The organism is Streptomyces sp. NPDC001515 (genome assembly GCF_053597115.1).
This window is the reverse complement of the sequence record NZ_JBSFHN010000021.1, coordinates 62,814-84,713: the sequence shown is the minus strand read 5'-3', so window position 1 is coordinate 84,713 and position 21,900 is coordinate 62,814. Positions and strand designations below refer to the sequence as shown.

Here is a 21,900-nt window from a genome sequence, read left to right as displayed (position 1 = left end):
ATGGTGCGCATCGGATCGGTGGTGATGGGCGCGTCCGACGTACGACGCGCGGCGGCCTTCTGGAAGGCGGCGCTCGGCTATGTCGAGCGCGAGCCGGCGACGGAGGACTGGGTGGTGCTGGTGCCCGCCGACGGGAAGCCGGGTCCGGGGCTCTCCCTGGGGCTCAGCGGCTCGCCCGTCCAGGAGGTCCCCCGGGTCCACCTCGACCTGTACACGGAGGAGCAGGACGCCGAGGTGGCGCGGCTGCTCGCGCTCGGGGCCGCGGAGACGGCGTGGGAGCGGTATCCGGAGGATCCGGATTTCGTGGTGCTGGCCGATACCGAGGGCAATCGCTTCTGCGTCATCGACACGACGCACGGCGGCTGACCGGCCTCACTCCCCCGGCGGGACGGGCTCCAGGAAGGGCTCCAGCAGCCCCGGAACGGCCTCCGACGCGAAGGTGAGCCCTTCGGACGCGTCGGCGTCGTACACGGTGTAGGCGCCCGCTCCGGCGGCCGTCGTGGCGGTGACGTTCAGGAGGCCGGCGCGCCGCTGGAAGTACGTCCGGCGGACCGTCCAGCCGATCACCCCGGCCCGTTCCAGCGCGGCGGTGGAGCGGCGCAGCGCGCCGGAGCGGGTGACCAGGTAGCCGCCGCCGATTCCGTGGCCGAGGCTCCGGTACGCCTCGCGTGCCAGCAGCAGTCCCCCGGGCAGTCCGGCGACGGCGCAGCCCAGCGCGGTCCACAGCAGGACGGGGGTCAGCAGGGCGCCGAGGACCGCGAGGACGGCCACGGGGAGCAGGACGGCCCACAGGGCCCGGCGCAGCCGGCGTCCGGACGCGGCGGGCGGGTGCGCGGTGAGCGGAGTGGCGGTCGGGGAGGTGTCCTCGCGCAGCACGGCCGCGGCGAGGCCGTCGGCGAGGGGCCGGGGCGCCGGGGGCAGCAGGGTATTGCGGTCGCCGCCGTGCTGGTCCTCCTCGTCCTTGGCCAGGCCGGTGGTGATGGCGTCGAGGCGGGCGGCGCCCAGGAGGCGTACGCCGAGCGGTTCGACGAGGTCGACGCCGCGCAGCCGGCGCTCCTCCACGGAGACGGACCGGGAGGTGAACAGTCCGCGGCGGATGCGCAGGGTGCCGCCCGGCTCGCGCTCCAGCCGGTAGTTCCACCACATCTCGACCCACAGGCCCAGGGCGCCGACGACCCCGGCGAGCAGGGCGGCCGACGCGACGACTACGACGACGGTGAGCGGCGAGGACTCGCGGAACCGTTCCCCGGCCCAGGCGATGACCCGGCCCTGGGCGCCGAACCAGTCGCTGACCTGGAGCACCGCGCCGAGCGCGGCGCCGCCGAGCGCGGGGGCGACGAAGGAGACGGGCGCGTAGCGGATCCAGCGCGGGTCGAGCGTGACGAGTTCGCCCTCGCGGTGGTGGCCGGGGGTCCCGCCCACGTGCCGTTCCAGCAGGGCCCGGCGGAGCCGTTCGCCCTCGGCGCGGGCGACCGGGTCGAGTTCGAGGGTGGAGTCGCCGCCGCTCTGCTCGCCGGTGCCGATGCGGACGGTGACCAGTCCGAGGACGCGCTGGACGGGGTGGGCGGTGAGGTCGACGCTGCGGATGCGATCCCGGGCCAGGGAGCGCTTCTTGACGAGCAGCAGACCGGTGTGGAGTTCGACCCGGTCGGTGGTGACGCGGTAGCGGGTGCGGCGCCAGCGCACCAGGTCGGCGCCCGCGCTGCCGGAGATCAGCACGGCCGCGCCGGCCAGCACCCAGGCGAGGGCGGGGCCGGTGCCGAGGCGGCCGGCGAGTCCGAGCGTGGTCGGCACGGCGGCGCCGGCCGCCACCCCGGCGGTGACCAGGGCAGTGAGCCCGATGGTGCGGCGGTCGAGCGCCCGCCAGTCGCCGGGCGGCGCGGGGGTGCTCATGTGGCGTCGCCGGGGGTGTCCTGGGTGATCCTGGTCAGCTGTTCGGCCAGGTCCGCCGCGTGTTCGTGGTCGAGGCCCGCGATGCGGAGCTCGCCGTGGGCGGAGGCGGTGGTGACGGTGACGGTGGCGAGGCGGTGGAGCTGTTCGAGGGGGCCGCGCACGGTGTCCACGGTCTGGATCCGGGACATCGGCGCGATCCGCCACTCCTGCCACAGCACCCCCGTGCGCACGTACACGGCCTCGCCGGTGACCTCCCAGCGGTGGGTGCGGAAGCGCCAGAGGGGGACGAGAAGGGCGCAGCCGGTGCCGAGGACCGCGAGGGCCCCGGCGGCGAGCAGCAGCCAGAACCGGGCGGGGGCCAGCAGGGCGCCCAGCACGGCCAGGACGGCCACCGGGGCCGCCGTTCCCAGCAGCCAGCGGGTCCGCCACCAGCGGACGGCCCGCGGGTCCGGTGTGCGGGCCGGGGCCCGCAGCCGTACCCTCCCCTCCCCCTCGGGCATGGCCTCAGCGCCCCCGGCGCTCGCGGTAGGCGGCGACCAGCGCGGCCGTCGAGCTGTCGAGCCCCTCGGCGCCCTCGGCGCCGGTGAGCACCGGCTCGATCCGCTTGGCGAGGACCTTGCCGAGTTCGACGCCCCACTGGTCGAAGGAGTCGATGTTCCAGACGGCGCCCTGGACGAAGACCTTGTGCTCGTAGAGCGCGATGAGCTGGCCGAGCACGGACGGGGTGAGCCGGTCGGCGAGGATCGTCGTCGTGGGGTGGTTGCCGCGGAAGGTCTTGTGCGGCACCAGCTCTTCGGGGACGCCCTCGGCGCGGACCTCGTCGGGGGTCTTGCCGAAGGCGAGCGCCTGCGTCTGGGCGAAGAAGTTGGCCATCAGCAGGTCGTGCTGGGCGACCAGTCCGGGCTCCAGGGCCTCGACGGGCTCGGCGAAGCCGATGAAGTCCGCCGGGATGATCTTGGTGCCCTGGTGGATCAGCTGGTAGTAGGCGTGCTGGCCGTTGGTGCCGGGGGTGCCCCAGACCACGGGTCCGGTCTGCCAGTCGACGGGGTTGCCGTCGCGGTCCACGGACTTGCCGTTGGACTCCATGTCGAGCTGCTGGAGGTAGGCGGTGAACTTGGAGAGGTAGTGGCTGTAGGGCAGCACGGCGTGCGACTGGGCGTCGAAGAACGCGCCGTACCAGACGCCGAGCAGGCCCAGCAGCAGCGGGGCGTTCTCCTCGGCGGGGGCGGTGCGGAAGTGCTCGTCGACGAGGTGGAAGCCGTCGAGCATCTCGCGGAACCGGTCGGGGCCGATGGCGATCATCAGGGAGAGGCCGATGGCGGAGTCGTACGAGTAGCGCCCGCCGACCCAGTCCCAGAACTCGAACATGTTGGCCGTGTCGATGCCGAAGTCCGCGACCTTCTCCGCGTTCGTGGAGAGCGCCACGAAGTGCTTGGCCACGGCTTCCTGACCGGCCCTCAGCCCGGTCAGCAGCCAGTTCCTGGCGGAGGTGGCGTTGGTGATGGTCTCGATCGTCGTGAAGGTCTTGGACGCGATGACGAACAGCGTCTCGGCCGGGTCGAGGTCGTGCACGGCCTCGTGGAGGTCGGCGCCGTCGACGTTGGAGACGAAGCGGACGGTGAGGTCGCGCCGCGTGAAGGAGCGCAGCACCTCGTAGGCCATGGCGGGGCCGAGGTCGGAGCCGCCGATGCCGACGTTGACGATGTTCTTGATCGGCTTGCCGGTGTGGCCGGTCCACTCCCCGGAGCGGACGCGCTCGGAGAAGGCGGCCATCCGGTCGAGCACCGCGTGGACGGCGGGCACCACGTTCTCGCCGTCGACCTCGACGACGGCGCCGCGCGGGGCGCGCAGCGCGGTGTGCAGGACGGCGCGGTCCTCGGTGGTGTTGATCCTGTCGCCGCGGAACATCGCGTCCCGCAGTCCGGCGACGTCGGTGGCCTCGGCGAGACGGCGCAGCAGCGTCAGCGTCTCGTCGGTCACCAGGTGCTTGGAGTAGTCGATGTAGAGGTCACCGACCCGCAGGGTGTACCCGGTGCCGCGTTCCGGATCGTCCGCGAACAGGCCGCGCAGATGCGTCGTGCCGAACTGTTCACGGTGCTTGCCCAGTGCCGCCCATTCCGGCGTCTGGTCGAGCCTGGTACGGCTTTGTGCGTTCATCCCGGACATCAGCCCACTTCTTCTCGTAACCGCAGTTTCCCCGCTGCCCCTCCAACCTAATTGATCGTGGCGGTGGACGGCGCAACGGCGGGCTGAGGCCCGGCGAAAGCGGGCCGGCCGGGCACCCTGGGGGTGTCCGGCCGGTGAACTTCTATGCGGGCACGTCTCAGATCTCGCCGCGGAGTTTGGCGAGGGCCTCGGCGAGGATCGCCTCGCCGTCCGCATCGCTCCGCCGCTCGCGCACGTACGCGAGATGCGTCTTGTACGGCTCGGTGCGCGGCGGGTCCGGCGGGCTGTCCTGGTCCTGGCCGGCCGGGAAGCCGCAGCGCGGGCAGTCCCAGGTCTCCGGTACCTGCGCGTCATGGGCGAAGCTCGGCTGCGTCTCGTGCCCGTTCGAGCACCAGAAGGAGATGCGGAGACGTGGCGCGGACTCACCGCGCTCGGCCTCCCCCATCGGCCCCGCTCCGACCCGGCTTCCCCGGATCGCGTTGCCACTTGCCACGGTCGTAACTCCCTGCGTGATGGTGCTCGAGGATGCCCCAGTCTACGTAAGGCCCAACGCGCGTCCAGTGAAAGGAGTTACACCTCCACCGGCGAATCGCACGCGCGGGGTCAGTTGTCCAGCTTGATGAGCAGACCAAGCACGACGATGCACGCGAACCAGGCCAGACCGACCACCACGGTGATCCGGTCGAGGTTCCGCTCGGCGACGGAGGAACCGCCGACGGACGACTGCATGCCGCCGCCGAACATGTCGGAGAGACCGCCGCCCTTTCCCTTGTGCATCAGCACCAGCAGCATCAGCAGCAGGCTGAAGACGATCAGGGCGATCTCGAACGCCAAAACCACGGCTGGTCCCTACTTTCCGGAAATCCTGGACTGCGTATGCGAACAACGGGGGCCGGGAGGTGGTGCCCTCCTGGCCCCCGCAAGGGTACGACGGATCCGCGCTACCGCATACTCACTGGTCGCGGAAGCGGACGATCTTGACGAACTCGTCGGCGTCCAGGGCGGCACCGCCGATCAGCGCGCCGTCCACATCGGGCTGCGCCATGATCGCGGCCACGTTGCCGGACTTCACCGAGCCGCCGTACTGGATGCGGACCGCGTCGGCCAGCTCCTGCGAGTACAGCTCCGCGAGGCGGACGCGGATGGCACCGCAGACCTCCTGCGCGTCCTCGGGGGTGGCGACCTCGCCGGTGCCGATGGCCCAGACGGGCTCGTAGGCGACGACGATCGTCTCGGCCTGCTCGGCCGGGACGTCCTTCAGCGCGCCGTCGAGCTGCGCGAGGGTGTACGCGACCTGCTCACCGGCCTTGCGGACGTCGAGGCCCTCGCCGACGCAGAGGATCGGGGTCAGTCCGTGCGCGAAGGCGGCCTTCACCTTGGCGTTGCAGACCTCGTCGGTCTCCGCGTGGTACTGGCGGCGCTCGCTGTGGCCCACCGCGACATAGGTGCACTTCAGCTTGGCGAGCATGGGGCCGGAGATCTCACCGGTGTACGCGCCGGAGTCGTGCGCCGAGATGTCCTGGGCGCCGTACTTGATCTTCAGCTTGTCGCCGTCGACCAGCGTCTGCACGGAGCGCAGGTCGGTGAAGGGCGGCAGGACGGCGACCTCCACGGCGTCGTAGTCCTTGTCGGCCAGGGCGAAGGCGAGCTTCTGGACGTGGGCGATGGCCTCCAGGTGGTTGAGGTTCATCTTCCAGTTGCCCGCCATCAGCGGGGTCCGGCCGTGGGCAGTAGCAGTCATGAAAGGTCAGTCCTCCAGAGCGGCGAGGCCGGGAAGCGTCTTGCCCTCGAGGTATTCGAGGCTGGCACCGCCACCGGTCGAGATGTGTCCGAACGCGTTCTCGTCGAAGCCCAGGATGCGGACCGCGGCGGCCGAGTCGCCACCGCCGACCACGCTGAAGCCCGAGGAGTCGACGAGGGCCTGGGCGACGGCCCGGGTTCCCTCGGCGAAGTCGGGGTGCTCGAAGACGCCCATCGGGCCGTTCCAGAAGACGGTGGCCGCGTCGGCGAGCTTCGATGCGTAGAGCTTGTTGGTCTCCGGACCGTTGTCCAGACCCATCTGCCCGGCCGGCATGGCGTCGGCGGGGACGGTGTCGGGGTGGGCCGGGGCCTTGGTCTTGAGGTCGGGGAAGGCGGGCGCGACGACGACGTCGACGGGGAGGACGAACTCCACGCCCTTCTCCTCGGCGCGTCGCAGGTACTCCTGGACCGCCGGGATCTGGTCCTCCTGGAGCAGCGAGCTGCCGACCTCGTGGCCCTGGGCCTTGAGGAAGGTGTACGCCATGCCGCCGCCGATCAGGATGCGGTCGGCGCGCTCCAGCAGGTGGTCGATGACGCCGAGCTTGTCGGAGACCTTGGCGCCGCCGAGCACCACCGCGTACGGGCGCCGCACGTCGTCGGTGAGCTTCTTCAGGACGCCGACCTCGGTGGCGATCAGGTCGCCGGCCGCGTGCGGGAGGCGGGCGGGGAGGTCGAAGACCGAGGCGTGCTTGCGGTGGACGGCGCCGAAGCCGTCGCCCACGTACAGGTCGGCCAGCTCGGCCAGCCGGTCGGCGAACGCGCCGCGCTCGGCGTCGTCCTTGGACGTCTCGCCGGGGTTGAAGCGCAGGTTCTCGATGACGGCGACCCGGCCGTCGGTGAGCGCGGCGACGGTGGCGCGGGCGGACTCGCCGACGGTGTCGGTCGCGAAGGCCACCTCGGCGCCCAGCAGCTCGCCGAGCCGGGCGGCGGCGGGGGCCAGGGAGAACGCCGGGTCCGGGGCACCCTTGGGGCGGCCCAGGTGCGAGGCGACGACGACCCGGGCGCCGGCCTCGGCCAGCTTCCGCACGGTCGGCTCGACGGCGCGGATCCGGCCGTCGTCGGTGATGGTGGTGCCGCTGAGCGGCACGTTGAGGTCGGCGCGGACGAATACCCGCTTGCCGGCGACCCCTTCGGCGAGAAGTTCGTCGATCGTCTTCATCTGTCTGGACTCCTTGGAGGGCGAGGGAGCATGCGACGGGGCTCGAACGGCGCGCCGTTGCGCCGTTCGAGCCCCGTGCTCACATCGAGGTGCCTGCCGGATCGACGGTCAGAGCTGGCCGCCGACGAACACCGTCAGGTCGACGAGGCGGTTGGAGTAGCCCCACTCGTTGTCGTACCAGCCGAGGATCTTCACCGTGTTGCCCTCCTGGACCATGGTCAGGGAGGAGTCGAAGGTGCAGGACGCCGGGTCGCTGACGATGTCCGAGGACACGATCGGGTCCTCGGTGTAGTACAGGATGCCCTTCAGGTCGCCGTCGTCGGCGGCCTTCTTGAACGCGGCGTTGACCTCGTCCTTGGTGACCTCGCGCTGGAGGGTGACGACGAGGTCGGTGGCGGAACCGGTCGGGACCGGGACGCGCATCGCGATGCCGTCGAGCTTGCCCTTGAGCTGCGGGAGGACCAGGGCGGTGGCCTTGGCGGCACCCGTGGTCGTCGGGATGATGTTCTCGGCGGCGGCGCGGGCGCGGCGCAGGTCCGAGTGCGGGAAGTCCAGGATGCGCTGGTCGTTCGTGTACGCGTGGACCGTCGTCATCAGGCCCTTGACGATGCCGAAGTTCTCGTCGAGCACCTTGGCCATCGGCGCGACGCAGTTGGTCGTGCAGGAGGCGTTGGAGATGACGTGGTGGTTGGCCGCGTCGTACTTGTCCTGGTTGACGCCCATCACGATGGTGATGTCCTCGTCCTTGGCCGGAGCCGAGATGAGGACCTTCTTGGCGCCGCCCGCGATGTGCTTCTCGGCGTCGGCCTTCTTGGTGAAGATGCCGGTCGACTCGATGACGATGTCGACGCCCAGCTCACCCCAGGGGATGTCGGCCGGGTTGCGCTCGGAGAGCACCTTGATGGTGTGGCCGTCGACGGTGATGGTGTCGGCGGTGTGGCTGACCTCTGCCTTGAGACGACCCAGGATGGTGTCGTACTTCAGCAGGTGGGCCGTGGTCGCGGTGTCACCCAGGTCGTTGACAGCCACGATCTCGATGTCCGCACCCTGCTCCAGCAGCGCGCGGAAGTAGTTACGACCGATGCGGCCAAAGCCGTTGATGCCTACGCGGATCGTCACGAACCGATCTCCTCGTTAGGTACGCCGGTTTTCGACGCCGGCGAGTTGTATGGGATGTCCCCGACCGCCTACGACCCTACCCTTCCGAGGCCCCCGGGGTGACATCGAGCGGGGCCGTAAGAACGCGGCGGGCCCGTACTCCCCGGTAGGGGTACGGGCCCGTCGCGCTCCGCTCCCGGCGGGCGCGCCGGTCACGCAGCGTCAACCACCGCCGGTGCGCGGCACGTTCCCACGCGGACCGGCCGAAAAGGGGGCCGGACTCAGCCGACCAGACCGTCGGCCAGCTCTTCGCTGAGAGTGGATTCCGTTCCCGGAATGCCGAGGTCCTGGGCGCGCTTGTCGGCCATGGCGAGCAGCCGGCGGATGCGTCCGGCGACGGCGTCCTTGGTGAGCGGCGGGTCGGCCAGGGCGCCCAGCTCCTCCAGCGACGCCTGCTTGTGCTCCATGCGCAGCCGGCCGGCCGCCGCGAGGTGCTCGGGGACCTCCTCGCCCAGGATCTCCAGGGCGCGGCCCACCCGGGCCCCGGCGGCGACGGCCGCGCGGGCGGAGCGGCGGAGGTTCGCGTCGTCGAAGTTGGCGAGCCGGTTGGCGGTGGCGCGGACCTCGCGGCGCATCCGGCGCTCCTCCCAGGCCAGCACCGACTCATGGGCGCCGAGCCGGGTGAGCAGGGCGCCGATGGCGTCGCCGTCGCGGACGACGACCCGGTCCACACCGCGCACCTCGCGGGCCTTCGCAGCGATGGAGAGCCGGCGGGCGGCGCCGACCAGGGCGAGCGCGGCCTCCGGGCCGGGGCAGGTCACCTCCAGGGAGGAGGAGCGGCCCGGCTCGGTGAGCGAGCCGTGGGCGAGGAAGGCGCCGCGCCAGGCCGCCTCCGCGTCGCAGGTGGCCCCCGAGACCACCTGCGGGGGAAGACCGCGGATGGGGCGGCCGCGGCCGTCCACCAGGCCGGTCTGGCGGGCCAGCTGGTCGCCGCCCGCCACCACCCGAACGACGTAGCGCGAGCCCCGGCGCAGCCCGCCGGGGGCCATCACGATCAGCTCCGAGCTGTGCCCGAAGATCTCCAGGATGTCCCGCTTGAGCCGGCGCGCCGCCATCGCGGTGTCCAGCTCCGCCTCGATCACGATCCGGCCGCTCACCAGGTGCAGCCCGCCCGCGAACCGGAGGATCGCCGAGACCTCCGCCTTGCGGCAGCAGGTACGGGTCACGGGAAGCCGGGAGATTTCGTCCTTCACCGCTGGCGTCATCGCCATGGGCCGATCCTTCCATGCATCCGAAAAATACGGTCGTACGCGGCGGCCAACAGCTCCGGATCATGAATCGGAACGCCGTCGGGTGAGGCCACGGGCGCCAGCTCGACCGCGGCGCCGAGCCGTTTGGCGGCATCGGCGAGGGACTCGCGGTCGGGCACGGCGGCCTCGTCGGCCAGCACCACGTCCAGGGCGAGTTTAGGGGCGTGTCGTCCCAAAACCTCCAAATGACGCTGCGGAGAGAAGCCATCTGTTTCGCCGGGTTGCGGTGCGAGGTTCAGCGAGAGGACCTTGCGGGCCTTGGTCTCGATCAGCGCGTCCAGCAGTTCGGGGACCAGAAGGTGCGGGATGACCGAGGAGAACCAGGAGCCGGGGCCGAGCACCACCCAGTCCGCGTCCAGCACCGCGGCGACCGCCTCGGGGACGGCCGGCGGGTCGGCGGGGACCAGGTGCACCGACTGGACCTCGCCGGGGGTGAGCGCCACCGTGGCCTGCCCGCGCACGGTGTCCACGTCCTCCGGGCGCTCGGGGTCGTGCCCCTTGACGAGCGCCTGGAGCTCCAGCGGCACGGCGGACATCGGCAGCACCCGGCCGTGCGCGCCGAGCAGCTTGCCGACCAGGTCGAGGGCCTGGACGTGGTCGCCCAGCTGCTCCCACAGGGCGACGATCAGCAGATTGCCGACCGCGTGCTCGTGGAGGTCGCCCTTGGACTGGAAGCGGTGCTGGATGACCTGGGACCAGGTGCGTCCCCATGCGTCGTCGCCGCACAGGGCGGCGAGCGCCTTGCGCAGGTCGCCGGGCGGCAGGACGCCCAGCTCCTCGCGGAGGCGTCCGCTGGAGCCGCCGTCGTCGGCGACGGTGACCACGGCGGTCAGATCGCCGGTGATCCGCCGCAGCGCGGTGAGGGAGGCGGACAGGCCCATGCCGCCGCCGAGGGCGACGACCTTGGGCTGTGCGCCGCGGGTGCGTCCCAGCGGCGAGGGAACGCCTCTGCGCAGCCGGCGCAGACGCATGGTGCGACTGGTCACTCGCGCCCCATGTCCCGGTGTACGAGCACGGTCTCGATCCCCTCCGTGGCGAGCCGGGCCGCCAGCTTCTCCGACATGGCCACGGACCGGTGCTTGCCCCCGGTGCAGCCGACCGCGATGGTCACATAGCGCTTGCCCTCGCGGCGGTAGCCGGCGGCGACGAGCTGGAGCAGTTCGGTGTACTGGTTGAGGAATTCCTTGGCGCCCGGCTGGTCGAAGACGTACGAGGACACCTCCTCGTTGAGCCCGGTGAAGGGGCGCAGCTCCGGGACCCAGTGCGGGTTGGGCAGGAAGCGGCAGTCCACGACGAGGTCGGCGTCGACGGGCAGCCCGTACTTGAAGCCGAAGGACATCACCGTGGCGCGCAGCTCCGGCTCCTCCTCGCCGGCGAACTGGGCGTCCATCTTGGCGCGCAGCTCGTGGACGTTGAGGCTGGAGGTGTCGATCACCAGGTCGGCGTCACCGCGCAGCTCGCGCAGCAGGTCGCGCTCGGCGGCGATGCCGTCGACGATGCGGCCGTCGCCCTGGAGCGGGTGCGGGCGGCGGACCGACTCGAAGCGGCGGACCAGGGCGTCGTCGGAGGACTCCAGGAAGACGATGCGCCGGGTGACGCCCTTGGACTCCAGGTCGGCGAGGGATTCCCGCAGGTTGTCGAAGAAGCGCCGGCCGCGGACGTCGACGACGACGGCGATCCGGGCCACATTGCCCTGCGAGCGGGCGCCGAGCTCCACCATGGTGGGGATCAGCGCGGGCGGCAGGTTGTCCACGACGAACCAGCCGAGGTCCTCCAGACACTTGGCGGCGGTGCTGCGCCCGGCGCCCGACATGCCGGAGATGATCACCAGCTCGGGGATGGCCACCGTGCTGTCGGCCGTCTCGGTCGAGGTGCCCGTACTCACGTGTGCTGCTCCGTCTGCTCGGTCCGTGCGGTCGTGCGCGTGTTCATGGTCGTGCTCGGTCATGTCGTGCGGCCCCCGTCGTCCTCTTCCATGATCTCTCCTGTCGCCGTGTTCACGGCGGGCGCGGCCGGGGCGGCCGAGGCGAGGGCGGCCGCCACGGACTCCGCCGTCCGGCGGCCTATCCCCGGAACCTGGCAGATCTCGTCGATTGTCGCCTGCCTCAGCTTTTTGACGGAGCCGAAATGCTTGATCAGAGCCTGTTTCCGGGTGTCGCCGAGGCCCGCGACAGCGTCCAGGGGGCTGGACCGGATGCGCTTGGCCCGTTTGGCTCGCTGGTAGGTGATGGCGAAGCGGTGCGCCTCGTCGCGGACGCGCTGGAGGAGGTAGAGGCCCTCGCTGGAGCGGGGCAGGACGACCGGATCGTCGTCGTCGGGCAGCCAGACCTCCTCCAGGCGCTTGGCGAGGCCGCAGACGGCGATGTCATCGATGCCCAGCTCGTCCAGGGCCCGCTTGGCCGCCGCGACCTGGGGCTGTCCGCCGTCGACCACCAGGAGCTGGGGCGGGTAGGCGAAGCGCTTGGGCCGGCCGTCGTCCTCGCGGGGCTCACCGGAACCGGCGCCCTCGTCGTCGGCCGGCGCGGGTCCGGTGGGGGCGGGTCCGGTGGGGGCGGGGCCGGCCGGGACGGGGCCGGTGGGGGCGGGGCCCGTGGGGGTCTCCTCCCACTCGCCCGTCCGCTCCTTCTCCTGGAGGTAGCGGCGGAAGCGGCGGCTGATCACCTCGTGCATCGAGCGGACGTCGTCCTGGCCCTCGAAGCCCTTGATCTGGAAGCGGCGGTACTCCCCCTTGCGGGCCAGACCGTCCTCGAAGACGACCATCGAGGCCACGACGTCGTCGCCCTGGAGGTGCGAGATGTCGAAGCACTCGATCCGAAGCGGGGCGGAGTCCAGGCCCAGCGCCTCGGCGATCTCCTCCAGGGCCCGGGAGCGGGTGGTGAGGTCGGAGGCGCGCTTGGTCTTGTGCAGGGCGAGGGCCTGCTGGGCGTTGCGCTGGACCGTGGCCATCAGGTCCTTCTTGTCGCCGCGCTGCGGGATGCGCAGGCTGACCTGGGAGCCCCGGCGGCCGGCCAGCCACTGGGAGACCGCGTCCGGGTCTTCGGGAAGGGCCGGGACCAGGACCTCCTTGGGGACGGAGTCGCCGCTCTCCTCCCCGTAGAGCTGCTGGAGCGCGTGCTCGACCAGTCCGGAGGTGTCGACGTTCTCCACCTTGTCCGTCACCCAGCCGCGCTGGCCGCGCACCCGGCCGCCGCGCACGTGGAAGATCTGGACGGCGGCCTCCAGCTCGTCCTCCGCGACGGCGATCAGATCGGCGTCGGTGGCGTCGGCGAGGACGACGGCGCTCTTCTCCATGGCGCGCCGCAGCGCCTCGACGTCGTCGCGCAGCCGCGCCGCGCGCTCGTACTCCATCTCCTCGGCCGCCGCCATCATGTCCTTCTCCAGGCGGCGGATGTACGTGCCCGTGCGGCCGGCCATGAAGTCGCAGAAGTCGTCCGCCAGTTCGCGGTGCTCCTCGGGGGTGACGCGGCCGACGCAGGGCGCCGAGCACTTGCCGATGTAACCGAGAAGGCAGGGGCGGCCGGTCCGGGCGGCGTTCTTGAACACCCCGGCGGAGCAGGTGCGGACGGGGAAGACCCGGAGCATCAGGTCGACCGTCTCGCGGATCGCCCAGGCGTGCCCGTACGGACCGAAGTAGCGCACGCCCTTCTTCTTGGCGCCGCGCATGACCTGGACGCGCGGGAACTCCTCGTTGAGCGTGACGGCGAGGTAGGGGTAGCTCTTGTCGTCCCGGTACTTGACGTTGAACCGGGGGTCGAACTCCTTGATCCAGGAATACTCCAGCTGGAGCGCCTCGACCTCGGTGGCGACGACGGTCCACTCCACGGAGGCGGCCGTGGTCACCATCGTGCGCGTGCGCGGGTGGAGGCCGGAGAGGTCCTGGAAGTAGTTGGCCAGGCGCTGGCGCAGGCTCTTCGCCTTCCCGACGTAGATCACCCGGCGGTGCTCGTCGCGGAATTTGTAGACCCCCGGGGAGTCGGGGATCTGTCCCGGCTTGGGGCGGTAGCTGGAGGGGTCTGCCATGGTCCCCACCCTACTTGCGGGCAGTGACAGCGCGGGTGCCCCGGAAGGGAGCCGCGCCCCCGGGGCACGCGGTGGGATCGCGTGCCCCGGCGGCGCGGTGCACCGGGGAGGCGCGGACCGTGCCGTCGTCGTGCGGGACGGCACGGTCCCGGGCGTCACGGTCCGGCGGCTCGCGGTCCGTGGCCGCGCGGACCGGAGATCATCCGGTGCGGCGCCGGTGGCGCAGGCGCAGGACCGCCGCCCCGCCCAGGGCGAGCAGTCCGGCCGTCCCGGCGGCCGTCACGGTGGCGGCGGCGCCGTCGCCCGGGGCGGTGGAGCCGGCCGCAGCGACGGCCGGACCGGAGCCGTGGGCCGGGGGCGCGGCGGACGGGCCGTATCCGCCGGCCCGGCCGGAGCGGGCGTAGCGGGAGCCGGGGAGCTTGTCGGCGTAGGCGGCGCGGACCCGGGTGCGGTAGGCGGCGAGCGTCGTGCCGTGCGCGCCGACGGCCTTCACGGCGTCCTCGTCGAGCGGGACCACCCGGCCGCCCTTCTGGACGTACCAGGCGTCGATCTGCGGTTCGCGGAACACGGTGCCGCCGGGCAGGGCGCGGGCCCCGGCCGCCGCGTAGCGGGTCTCGTCGTCACCGGAGGCGATGTTCACCACCTGCCAGTCCCCGTTCCCGTCGGGTGCGGGCAGTGTCCACAGGGAGGCCTTCTGCCCGTCCGAGGAGACGGCGGTGCTGGCCAGGTAGTCGAGGGAGGCGACGGACGCCCCCGGTTCGCCCGCGACGAACGCCGGGTTCAGGCTGCGTACGGGCACGGCCGCGCCTTCGACGCGGGGTGCGGCCGCCGCCCTGCTGACGGCGCCCTCCCGGGCGAAGAACCGGGAGAGGGTCTGGAGGGTGGCGCTGTCGGTGGCCGCCTCGTGGGCGGCCTCCAGGGCCGCCGGGGTGGCCGAGGGGCCGTCGGCGGCCGCCGCCTGCGGGGCGGCGGTGAGCAGGGCGGCCCCGGCGAGCAGGCCGCCGGCGAGGACGGCGGCGGCGACGGGGCGCGCATTGCGTGCGCTGCGGAGGGAGGTCATGCCGTCACGCCCCGATCCGGTAGAGGGAGTGGGTCCAGGAGAACTCGTTGTTGTTCACGTACCAGGCGTGGGAGGCCCAGTTGTAGCGGTTGCTGGAGGGCCAGGGGTCGCCCCAGTAGACCCAGCTCCCGGAGTCGTCGTAGCCGTACAGGACGTGCATGTGGCCGCCGCCGGAGGACCACTGGATCCGGGTCTCGACCGGGCGGCCCGCGGCGATCTCGGCCTGCACGGTCGGGTAGCGGAGCCAGCCGTTGACGTACGAGCCGGGGTTGATGCCGGCCCAGTAGAGGCCGTCCTGGACGTTGCCGAGGGTGGCCTGCGAGTTGGGGCACTCGTAGCCCTGGGCGCGGCCGAAGGCGGCGTTGCAGAACTGGTTCTGCGAGTAGGACCGGCCGTACCAGGTGGCGATGGTGTTGCCGGAGGCGGCCCAGCACCAGTTGCTCTTCTGCTGGGCCTGCATGGTGATGTTCAGGCGCTGGGTGGCGGCGAGGGCGGCGGCCGGCGCGGCGGCGGTGTGTTCGGCGGTGGTGCGGTCGGCGGCGGTGGCGGTCGCGGTGACCGCGGGGGCGGTGAGCAGCAGGGCCGTGAGTACGACGGTCACCGACCGCCGCAGTCCTCGTGCTCTTCGGTTGCGCATGTCGATCCTCCCGTGGTGGGACGGGGTGGGGGTTTCAGGAGCGCGTCCGGACGCTGTCGAGGAGCATCAACCGTTGTCGGGAACGGGTCAACGCGCTTCAATGCGGGGAAACACCGCGGTGTGAATGCCGGTGGCGGGTGCGTGAACGCGCCGCCCCGTCCACCTGCGGCCCCGCAGTCCCCCGGTGCGGCCGCCCGCCCGCCCGTCGTGAACGTTCACCTGGAGGACCCATGCAGCACACCGAGGCCGAACTGGCGCAGGTGCTGCACACCGGCCCGTTCCATCTGGCGCTGCGCACCGCGCTCTCGGTGCGCGGGCTGCCGCTCCAGCGGGTGCAGCACCATCTCGCGCACCGCGGGGTCAAGGTCGGGGTGACCAGCCTGAGCTACTGGCAGCAGGGGGCCCGGCGCCCGCAGCGTCCGGAGTCCCTGCGGGCCGTGAAGGCACTGGAGGAGGTGTTGCGGCTGCCGGAGAACTCGCTGCTCGGGCTGCTGGACACCGGGGAGTCCCGCGCCGAGTCCGAGCGCCCGCCGGCCCGCTCGTACCGCTCGCTGGTGGAGGGGTCCGGGGCGGTGGAGCGGCTGCTGGCCGCCATGGAGTCACCGGCGGACGGCGGGCTGCACACGGTCGGTCACCAGGAGCGGGTACGGATCGGGCCCGGCCGCCGGCTCCAGCGCCGGACCTCGCAGCACGTCGTACGCGCCCATCGCGACGGGATCGACCGCTATCTGGCCGTCTACCGGGGCGACGCGGGCTGCGACCCGGCCCGGGTCACGGTCTCCGCCCGGGAGAACTGCCGGACCGGACGGGTCCGCTGGGACGCGGAGTGCGGGGTGCTGGTCGCCGAGCTGCTCTTCGACACCCGGCTGCGGGCCGGCGAGACGTACCTCTTCGGCTACGGCTTCGAGGACGGCACGGGCGGGCCGTGCGGCGAGTACGTCCGCGGCTTCAGCTTCGGCGGCGGACAGTACGTGCTCCAGGTCGGCTTCGACGAGGCGGCGCTACCGGTACGGTGCCGGCGCTTCGCTCAGGTCTCGGCGGGGGCCCCGCGCGGTGCCCGCTCCGACCTCACCCTCAGCGGCCGCCACCGGACGGTGCACCTGGTGGAGCAGGGGGTGCGTCCGGGGCTGGTCGGGATCGACTGGGACTGGGAGTGACGGGGCGGAAGCCCGCCGCCGGGGCCCCGAGTGACCGGGGCCGGGGGCCGAGAAAGAGGAGGCAGCAGGTGGCCGGGGGCGTGAGTGACGGGGCCCTGGGCGACCGGGCCCCGAGTGACCGGGACGGCGGGCGAGCCGGGCCGTGAGCGACCGGAGCCGGGCGGCCCTGGCGGGTGGCCCGGGGCGTGAGTGGCTGCGGCCGGGGCGACCCGGACCGCGAGCGACCGGAGCCGGGCGGCCCGCGCGGCGGGGGGTCTCAGGCGTCGGGGCCGGCGATCAGCTTGCCGCCCTCGACCCGGACCGGGACGGAGGGCAGCGGCACGGTCGCCGGGCCGTGCAGGGCCTTGCCGGTGGTGGTGTCGAAGAGGCTGCCGTGGCAGGGGCAGTGGCCCTCGTTCTTCTCGACCCGGTCCAGCAGGCAGCCCGCGTGGGTGCACTGGGCGCTGAAGCCCTTGAACTCGCCCTTGGCCGGGCAGCTGACGATGACGCGCTGCTCGCGGTAGAGCTTGGACTGGCCGACCGGGATCTCGTCCGGGGCGCCCAGCTCGACCGGCGCGGTGGGGGTCGGCGACTTGGCGTGTCCCAGCTTGGAGTCGGTCGAGCAGGCGGCGGCGCCGAGACCGGCGACGCCCGCGAGGGCGGCGCCCTTCAGCACGGTGCGGCGGGCGGCGGGCTGGCCGGACATGCGGTCTCCACGGGTCTCGGGGCTGCGGGGCAGGGGGTCGGCGATGTCCGGGCACCCGGGGCGACGGCGGGCATCGGTGACGGAACCGACGATACCGGCGGCGGAGGAGGCGACCGCGCCGGGGTGGCGGCCACGCCGGAGTGGCGGCCACGCCGGAGTGGCGGACGCTGTCGGGGCGACGGACGCCACGGCCCCCGGCCCGTGGATGTCCATGGGCCGGGGGCCGGGGCGTCCGTCCACGGGCCGGGGCCGGGGTCGCCCTCCGCCGCCGGGCGCTCCCGGGGTCAGGCCTTGCGGGCCCGGGTCGCCTTCTTCGCCGCGGTCTTCCCGGTCGCGGCCTTCTTCGCCGCGGCCGTCGCGGTCTTCTTGGCCGCCGTCTTCTTCGCGGCGGCCTTCTTGGCCGGGGCCGCCGAGGCGGCCGTCTTCCGGCCGGTCTTCCTCGGGGCCGGGAGCGCCGCCGCCTCGCTCACGCGGTCGGCGTCCAGGATGTCCTGGAGGAACTTCCCGGTGTGGCTGGCGGGGACGGACGCCACATGCTCCGGGGTGCCCTCGGCGACGACCAGACCGCCGCCGCTGCCACCCTCGGGCCCCATGTCGATGACCCAGTCCGCCGTCTTGACGACATCGAGGTTGTGCTCGATGACGATCACCGAGTTGCCCTTGTCGACCAGGCCGGAGAGCACCTGGATCAGCTTGGAGATGTCCTCGAAGTGCAGACCGGTGGTGGGCTCGTCCAGAACGTAGACCGTCCGCCCGGTGGAGCGCTTCTGCAGCTCGCTCGCCAGCTTCACGCGCTGGGCCTCACCGCCGGAGAGCGTCGGCGCGGGCTGGCCGAGCCGCACGTACCCCAGACCGACCTCGTTGAGCGTGCGCAGATGGCGGGCGATGGTCGGGACGGCCTCGAAGAACTCCAGGCCCTCCTCGATCGGCATGTCCAGCACCTCGGCGATGGACTTGCCCTTGTAGTGGACCTCCAGGGTCTCCCGGTTGTAGCGCGCTCCGTGGCAGACCTCGCACGGGACGTAGACGTCCGGCAGGAAGTTCATCTCGATCTTGATCGTGCCGTCGCCGGAGCAGTTCTCGCAGCGGCCGCCCTTGACGTTGAAGGAGAACCGGCCCGGCAGATAGCCGCGGACCTTGGCCTCCATCGTCTCCGCGAACAGCTTGCGGACATGGTCGAAGACGCCGGTGTACGTCGCCGGGTTGGAGCGCGGCGTACGGCCGATGGGCGACTGGTCGACGTGCACCACCTTGTCGACCAGATCGTCACCGTCGACCCGGGTGTGGCGGCCGGGCACCGACTTGGCACCGTTCAGCTCGCGGGCCAGATGGGTGTAGAGGATGTCGTTGACCAGGGTCGACTTGCCGGATCCGGAGACGCCGGTGACGGCGGTGAGGACGCCGAGCGGGAAGGAGACGTCGATGTCCCGGAGGTTGTTCTCCCGGGCGCCGTGCACCGTGAGCAGTCGCGAGGGGTCGACCGGGCGCCGCACCTCGGGGGTGGCGATCGCCTTCTTGCCGCTCAGATACTGGCCGGTGATCGACTTGTCGTTGGCCAGCAGCTCCTTGAGCGATCCGGAGTGGACCACCTTGCCGCCGTGCTCGCCGGCACCGGGGCCGATGTCGACGACCCAGTCGGCGATCTTGATGGTGTCCTCGTCGTGCTCGACGACGATGAGCGTGTTGCCCATGTCGCGCAGGCGGACCAGGGTCTCGATCAGCCGGTGGTTGTCCCGCTGGTGCAGGCCGATGGAGGGCTCGTCCAGCACATAGAGGACGCCGACCAGGCCGGAGCCGATCTGGGTGGCGAGCCGGATGCGCTGGGCCTCGCCGCCGGACAGGGTGCCGGCCGCGCGGTTGAGCGAGAGATAGTCCAGGCCCACGTCGACCAGGAACTTCAGCCGCTCGTTGACCTCCTTCAGCACCCGCTCGGCGATCTTCTTGTCGCGGGCGTTCAGCTTCAGCCGGCCCAGGAACTCGGCGCACTCGCTGATCGACATGGCGGAGACCTCGGCGATGGACTTCTCCATCACCGTGACCGCCAGGACGATCGGCTTGAGGCGGGTCCCCTCGCAGGTGGGGCAGGGCACCTCGCGCATGTAGCCCTCGAAGCGCTCCCGGCTGGAGTCGCTCTCGGCCTCGGAGTGGCGCCGCTTGACGAACTGGACGGCGCCCTCGAAGGACGGCGTGGTGTAGGCGCGCTCGCGCCCGTAGCGGTTGCGGTAGCGCACCTCGGTCTGGATCTTGTGACCGAAGAGCAGCGCCTTCTTGGCGCGCTGGGGCAGCCCGGCCCAGGGGATGTCCGTACGGAAGCCGAGGGCGTCGGCCAGGGCCCGGATCTGGCGGCCGAAGTACTCCTTGGTGTGGCCGTGGGACCAGGGGTGGATGGCGCCCTCGTCGAGGGACTTCTCCTCGTCCGGGACGATCAGCTCCGGGTCGACCTCCATGCGGGTGCCGATGCCCGTGCAGTCGGGGCAGGCGCCGAACGGCGAGTTGAAGGAGAAGGAGCGCGGCTCCAGCTCCTCGAAGGAGAGGTCGTCGTACGGGCAGTAGAGGTGCTCCGAGTACATCCGCTCGCGCTCGGGGTCGTCCTCGGGGAGGTCGACGAAGTCGAGCACGACCATGCCGCCGGAGAGGCCCAGCGCGGTCTCGACGGAGTCGGTCAGCCGGCGCTTGGCGCTGTCCTTGACGGTGAGGCGGTCGACGACCACCTCGATGGTGTGCTTCTCCTGCTTCTTGAGCGTGGGCGGCTCGGCGAGCTGGATGGTCGTGCCGTCGACCCTGGCCCGGCTGTACCCCTTGGTCTGGAGATCGGAGAAGAGGTCCACGAACTCGCCCTTGCGCTCGCGCACCAGCGGCGAGAGCACCTGGAAGCGGCTGCCCTCGGGCAGGCCGAGGACCTTGTCCACGATGGCCTGCGGCGACTGGCGGGAGATCGGCCGGTGGCACTCGGGGCAGTGCGGCTTGCCGATGCGGGCGAAGAGCAGCCGGAGGTAGTCGTAGACCTCGGTGATCGTGCCGACCGTCGAGCGCGGGTTGCGCGAGGTCGACTTCTGGTCGATGGAGACGGCGGGCGAGAGGCCCTCGATGAAGTCGACGTCCGGCTTGTCCATCTGCCCGAGGAACTGGCGGGCGTACGAGGAGAGGGACTCCACGTAGCGCCGCTGGCCCTCGGCGAAGATCGTGTCGAACGCGAGCGACGACTTGCCCGACCCGGAGAGCCCGGTGAAGACGATCAGGGAGTCGCGGGGAAGGTCGAGCGAGACGTTCTTGAGGTTGTGCTCGCGAGCGCCACGGACGATGAGACGGTCGGCCACGCCGGTCCGCACCTTTCTAGAGAGAAGCGGGGGAACTGAGCCCCTGCCCAGGGTATGGGGGGCGCCACAGCGGTGTAGGAAGCTTTCGACTTCGAGCGTATAGCACGCGCATTCGATTTACGGACGGTTGAAGACTCCTTCACCCGAATGAGTGGCGGCACTACGCTCGGGGCCATGAATGATCACGCGCACGACCTGGCCGCACTTCGGGAAGCGACCGATCGACTGCTCAGCGCCACGGGAAAACTGGACGACGCGGCCCTCGCCGCACCCTCGCGTCTGCCGGGCTGGAGCAGGAACCATGTCGTCGCCCACCTGTCACGTAACGCCGACGCGCTGGTAAATGTTCTCCGGGGCCGGCCGATGTACGCAGACAGCGAAACCCGCGACCGGGACATCGAGCGCGACGCCCGCCGCCCCCACGCGGAGCAGCAGGCCGACCTGACCGCGAGCGCGGAGCGCTTCGCGGCGGCCGCGGCCGTTCCGGCGGACTGGTCGCGCACGGTGGAGCTGCGCAACGGTGTGACGGACTCCGCGTCCCGGATCCCGTTCCGCCGCTGGGTCGAGGTCGATCTGCACCATGTCGACCTGGGGATCGGCTACGAGCTGGAGGACCTGCCGGAGGAGTTCACCGCGCGGGAGATCGACTTCCTGGCCGAGCGGTTCGCCGGGCACCCCTCGGTCGTGTCGACCGCACTGGCCGACGGCACGGGCCGCACCTGGACGACGGGCGGCGGCGCCGAGGGCGGTCCGGTCGGGGTGCGCGGCTCGGCGACGGAGCTGCTGGGCTGGCTCAGCGGCCGGCGGGACGGCTCGGCCCTCACGGTCGACGGCGGATCGCTGCCCGCACTTCCTCCGCTATAGGGTGATATGCGTGACGTACAGCGGAGCGGTGAAGGTCGGCGGGCGCGCGGATGTGCACGAGCTGACGGATCTGATGATTTCCAAGGTCGCGGTCGGGCCGATGGACAACAACGCCTATCTGCTGCGGTGCCGGGCCACGGGCGAGCAGCTGCTGATCGACGCGGCCGCCGAGGCCGGGACGCTGCTGCGGCTGATCGGTGACGACTCGATCGCCTCGGTCGTCACCACCCACCGGCACCGCGACCACTGGCGGGCCCTGGCCGAGGTGGTCGCGACGACCGGTGCGCGGACGTACGCCGGCCGCTACGACGCCGAGGGCATCGAGGTCCCCACGGAGGTGCTGGTCGAGGACGGCGACACCGTCCTGGTGGGCGAGGTGGCGCTGACCGCCCGCCATCTGACCGGCCACACCCCCGGCTCGATCGCGCTGGTCTACGACGATCCGCACGGGGCTCCGCACCTGTTCACCGGCGACTGCCTCTTCCCCGGCGGAGTCGGCAACACCCGCGGGGACGCCGACGCCTTCGCGCGCCTGCTGCACGACGTGGAGACCAAGCTCTTCGACGCGCTGCCGGACGAGACCTGGGTCTACCCGGGGCACGGCGGCGACACCACGCTCGGCGCCGAGCGCCCGCATCTTCCGGAGGCCGGCCCGGCGAGCCCGCGCGGACCCTCTCGCCCTCGCAGGCCGCCAAGGAGGCCGAGGTCGACTCCCCCAACACGGCCGACGTGCG

Annotated in this window: 19 protein-coding genes and 1 pseudogene; 4 read left to right on the top strand and 16 right to left on the bottom strand. The window is 72.0% G+C overall.

Translation table 11 applies throughout. The features are described from left to right. Entirely contained in the window at window positions 1-366 is a 366-nt protein-coding gene (locus ACWCXC_RS22625; RefSeq protein WP_450685384.1) for a VOC family protein, read from the top strand. 6 nt (window positions 367-372) lie between these two features. On the opposite strand, the gene ACWCXC_RS22620 is transcribed toward ACWCXC_RS22625, so the two are convergent. The 14 genes from ACWCXC_RS22620 to ACWCXC_RS22555 form a co-directional block, all read right to left on the bottom strand. Then, window positions 373-1,893, bottom strand: coding sequence for a PH domain-containing protein (locus ACWCXC_RS22620; RefSeq protein ID WP_450890369.1), 1,521 nt, complete (start codon window positions 1,891-1,893; stop codon window positions 373-375). Then, on the bottom strand, window positions 1,890-2,393 hold the full coding sequence (locus ACWCXC_RS22615) for a PH domain-containing protein (RefSeq protein WP_450685386.1): 504 nt from the start codon (window positions 2,391-2,393) through the stop codon (window positions 1,890-1,892). Before ACWCXC_RS22615 ends, ACWCXC_RS22620 begins: the two co-directional genes overlap by 4 nt. Before the next feature lie 4 nt (window positions 2,394-2,397). Beyond that, entirely contained in the window at window positions 2,398-4,050 is a 1,653-nt protein-coding gene (gene pgi / locus ACWCXC_RS22610) for a glucose-6-phosphate isomerase (protein ID WP_450890368.1), read from the bottom strand. A gap of 166 nt (window positions 4,051-4,216) precedes the next feature. Further along, entirely contained in the window at window positions 4,217-4,552 is a 336-nt protein-coding gene (locus ACWCXC_RS22605; RefSeq protein WP_383643923.1) for an RNA polymerase-binding protein RbpA, read from the bottom strand. A 110-nt stretch (window positions 4,553-4,662) separates the two neighbouring features. After that, window positions 4,663-4,899, bottom strand: coding sequence for a preprotein translocase subunit SecG (gene secG / locus ACWCXC_RS22600; RefSeq protein ID WP_383643920.1), 237 nt, complete (start codon window positions 4,897-4,899; stop codon window positions 4,663-4,665). 112 nt (window positions 4,900-5,011) lie between these two features. Next, the gene (gene tpiA, locus ACWCXC_RS22595) at window positions 5,012-5,800 is read right to left on the bottom strand and encodes a triose-phosphate isomerase (protein ID WP_450685388.1); all 789 of its coding nucleotides are present in this window, start codon (window positions 5,798-5,800) and stop codon (window positions 5,012-5,014) included. Between the two features lie 6 nt (window positions 5,801-5,806). Next, entirely contained in the window at window positions 5,807-7,018 is a 1,212-nt protein-coding gene (locus tag ACWCXC_RS22590) for a phosphoglycerate kinase (protein ID WP_450685389.1), read from the bottom strand. 108 nt (window positions 7,019-7,126) lie between these two features. Beyond that, on the bottom strand, window positions 7,127-8,137 hold the full coding sequence (gene gap, locus ACWCXC_RS22585; RefSeq protein WP_073968324.1) for a type I glyceraldehyde-3-phosphate dehydrogenase: 1,011 nt from the start codon (window positions 8,135-8,137) through the stop codon (window positions 7,127-7,129). Between the two features lie 260 nt (window positions 8,138-8,397). Further along, window positions 8,398-9,387, bottom strand: coding sequence for a DNA-binding protein WhiA (gene whiA, locus ACWCXC_RS22580; protein ID WP_030919772.1), 990 nt, complete (start codon window positions 9,385-9,387; stop codon window positions 8,398-8,400). Further along, a complete protein-coding gene (locus tag ACWCXC_RS22575) occupies window positions 9,378-10,412 on the bottom strand; it encodes a gluconeogenesis factor YvcK family protein (RefSeq protein ID WP_450685390.1) in 1,035 nt (344 codons plus the stop codon). The genes whiA and ACWCXC_RS22575 overlap by 10 nt, the downstream gene beginning before the upstream one ends. After that, window positions 10,409-11,374 (bottom strand): RNase adapter RapZ, encoded by a 966-nt coding sequence (gene rapZ / locus ACWCXC_RS22570; protein WP_450685391.1) that lies wholly within the window; start codon window positions 11,372-11,374, stop codon window positions 10,409-10,411. The genes ACWCXC_RS22575 and rapZ overlap by 4 nt, the downstream gene beginning before the upstream one ends. Then, complete coding sequence (gene uvrC, locus ACWCXC_RS22565; RefSeq protein ID WP_450890367.1) at window positions 11,371-13,446, bottom strand: excinuclease ABC subunit UvrC; 2,076 nt, start codon at window positions 13,444-13,446, stop codon at window positions 11,371-11,373. The genes rapZ and uvrC overlap by 4 nt, the downstream gene beginning before the upstream one ends. A 199-nt stretch (window positions 13,447-13,645) precedes the next feature. After that, complete coding sequence (locus ACWCXC_RS22560; protein ID WP_450890366.1) at window positions 13,646-14,506, bottom strand: hypothetical protein; 861 nt, start codon at window positions 14,504-14,506, stop codon at window positions 13,646-13,648. A 4-nt stretch (window positions 14,507-14,510) separates the two neighbouring features. Beyond that, a complete protein-coding gene (locus ACWCXC_RS22555) occupies window positions 14,511-15,143 on the bottom strand; it encodes a papain-like cysteine protease family protein (protein WP_450890365.1) in 633 nt (210 codons plus the stop codon). A 230-nt stretch (window positions 15,144-15,373) separates the two neighbouring features. Here ACWCXC_RS22555 and ACWCXC_RS22550 point away from each other — a divergent pair, with 230 nt between their 5' ends. Continuing rightward, window positions 15,374-16,300 (top strand): hypothetical protein, encoded by a 927-nt coding sequence (locus ACWCXC_RS22550; RefSeq protein WP_450685395.1) that lies wholly within the window; start codon window positions 15,374-15,376, stop codon window positions 16,298-16,300. A 256-nt stretch (window positions 16,301-16,556) separates the two neighbouring features. On the opposite strand, the gene ACWCXC_RS22545 is transcribed toward ACWCXC_RS22550, so the two are convergent. Both ACWCXC_RS22545 and uvrA read right to left on the bottom strand, forming a co-directional pair. Further along, window positions 16,557-16,985 carry a Rieske (2Fe-2S) protein gene (locus ACWCXC_RS22545; RefSeq protein WP_450685396.1) on the bottom strand — a complete coding sequence of 143 codons (429 nt, stop codon included), beginning with the start codon at window positions 16,983-16,985 and terminating at the stop codon, window positions 16,557-16,559. Window positions 16,986-17,269: 284 nt separating this feature from the next. Further along, window positions 17,270-20,302, bottom strand: a complete 3,033-nt coding sequence (gene uvrA / locus ACWCXC_RS22540; protein WP_450686069.1) for an excinuclease ABC subunit UvrA — start codon at window positions 20,300-20,302, stop codon at window positions 17,270-17,272. 174 nt (window positions 20,303-20,476) lie between these two features. Between uvrA and ACWCXC_RS22535 the strand changes: the two genes are divergently transcribed. Continuing rightward, window positions 20,477-21,166 (top strand): maleylpyruvate isomerase family mycothiol-dependent enzyme, encoded by a 690-nt coding sequence (locus ACWCXC_RS22535; protein WP_450890364.1) that lies wholly within the window; start codon window positions 20,477-20,479, stop codon window positions 21,164-21,166. Between the two features lie 10 nt (window positions 21,167-21,176). Next, window positions 21,177-21,812: pseudogene (locus ACWCXC_RS22530) on the top strand (MBL fold metallo-hydrolase); the annotation flags it as partial. Window positions 21,813-21,900 lie beyond the last annotated feature (88 nt).

Excerpts from the sequence above, each read along its gene's own strand:
- ACWCXC_RS22590 (WP_450685389.1), bottom strand. The coding sequence starts at position 7,018 with ATGAAGACGATCGACGAACTTCTCGCCGAAGGGGTCGCCGGCAAGCGG.
- ACWCXC_RS22625 (WP_450685384.1), top strand. The coding sequence starts at position 1 with ATGGTGCGCATCGGATCGGTGGTGATGGGCGCGTCCGACGTACGACGC.
- ACWCXC_RS22535 (WP_450890364.1), top strand. The coding sequence starts at position 20,477 with ATGAATGATCACGCGCACGACCTGGCCGCACTTCGGGAAGCGACCGAT.
- ACWCXC_RS22545 (WP_450685396.1), bottom strand. The coding sequence starts at position 16,985 with ATGTCCGGCCAGCCCGCCGCCCGCCGCACCGTGCTGAAGGGCGCCGCC.
- ACWCXC_RS22555 (WP_450890365.1), bottom strand. The coding sequence starts at position 15,143 with ATGCGCAACCGAAGAGCACGAGGACTGCGGCGGTCGGTGACCGTCGTA.
- uvrC (WP_450890367.1), bottom strand. The coding sequence starts at position 13,446 with ATGGCAGACCCCTCCAGCTACCGCCCCAAGCCGGGACAGATCCCCGAC.
- rapZ (WP_450685391.1), bottom strand. The coding sequence starts at position 11,374 with ATGACCGAGCACGACCATGAACACGCGCACGACCGCACGGACCGAGCA.
- ACWCXC_RS22560 (WP_450890366.1), bottom strand. The coding sequence starts at position 14,506 with ATGACCTCCCTCCGCAGCGCACGCAATGCGCGCCCCGTCGCCGCCGCC.
- ACWCXC_RS22550 (WP_450685395.1), top strand. The coding sequence starts at position 15,374 with ATGCAGCACACCGAGGCCGAACTGGCGCAGGTGCTGCACACCGGCCCG.
- ACWCXC_RS22620 (WP_450890369.1), bottom strand. The coding sequence starts at position 1,893 with ATGAGCACCCCCGCGCCGCCCGGCGACTGGCGGGCGCTCGACCGCCGC.
- pgi (WP_450890368.1), bottom strand. The coding sequence starts at position 4,050 with ATGAACGCACAAAGCCGTACCAGGCTCGACCAGACGCCGGAATGGGCG.
- ACWCXC_RS22615 (WP_450685386.1), bottom strand. The coding sequence starts at position 2,393 with ATGCCCGAGGGGGAGGGGAGGGTACGGCTGCGGGCCCCGGCCCGCACA.
- whiA (WP_030919772.1), bottom strand. The coding sequence starts at position 9,387 with ATGGCGATGACGCCAGCGGTGAAGGACGAAATCTCCCGGCTTCCCGTG.
- tpiA (WP_450685388.1), bottom strand. The coding sequence starts at position 5,800 with ATGACTGCTACTGCCCACGGCCGGACCCCGCTGATGGCGGGCAACTGG.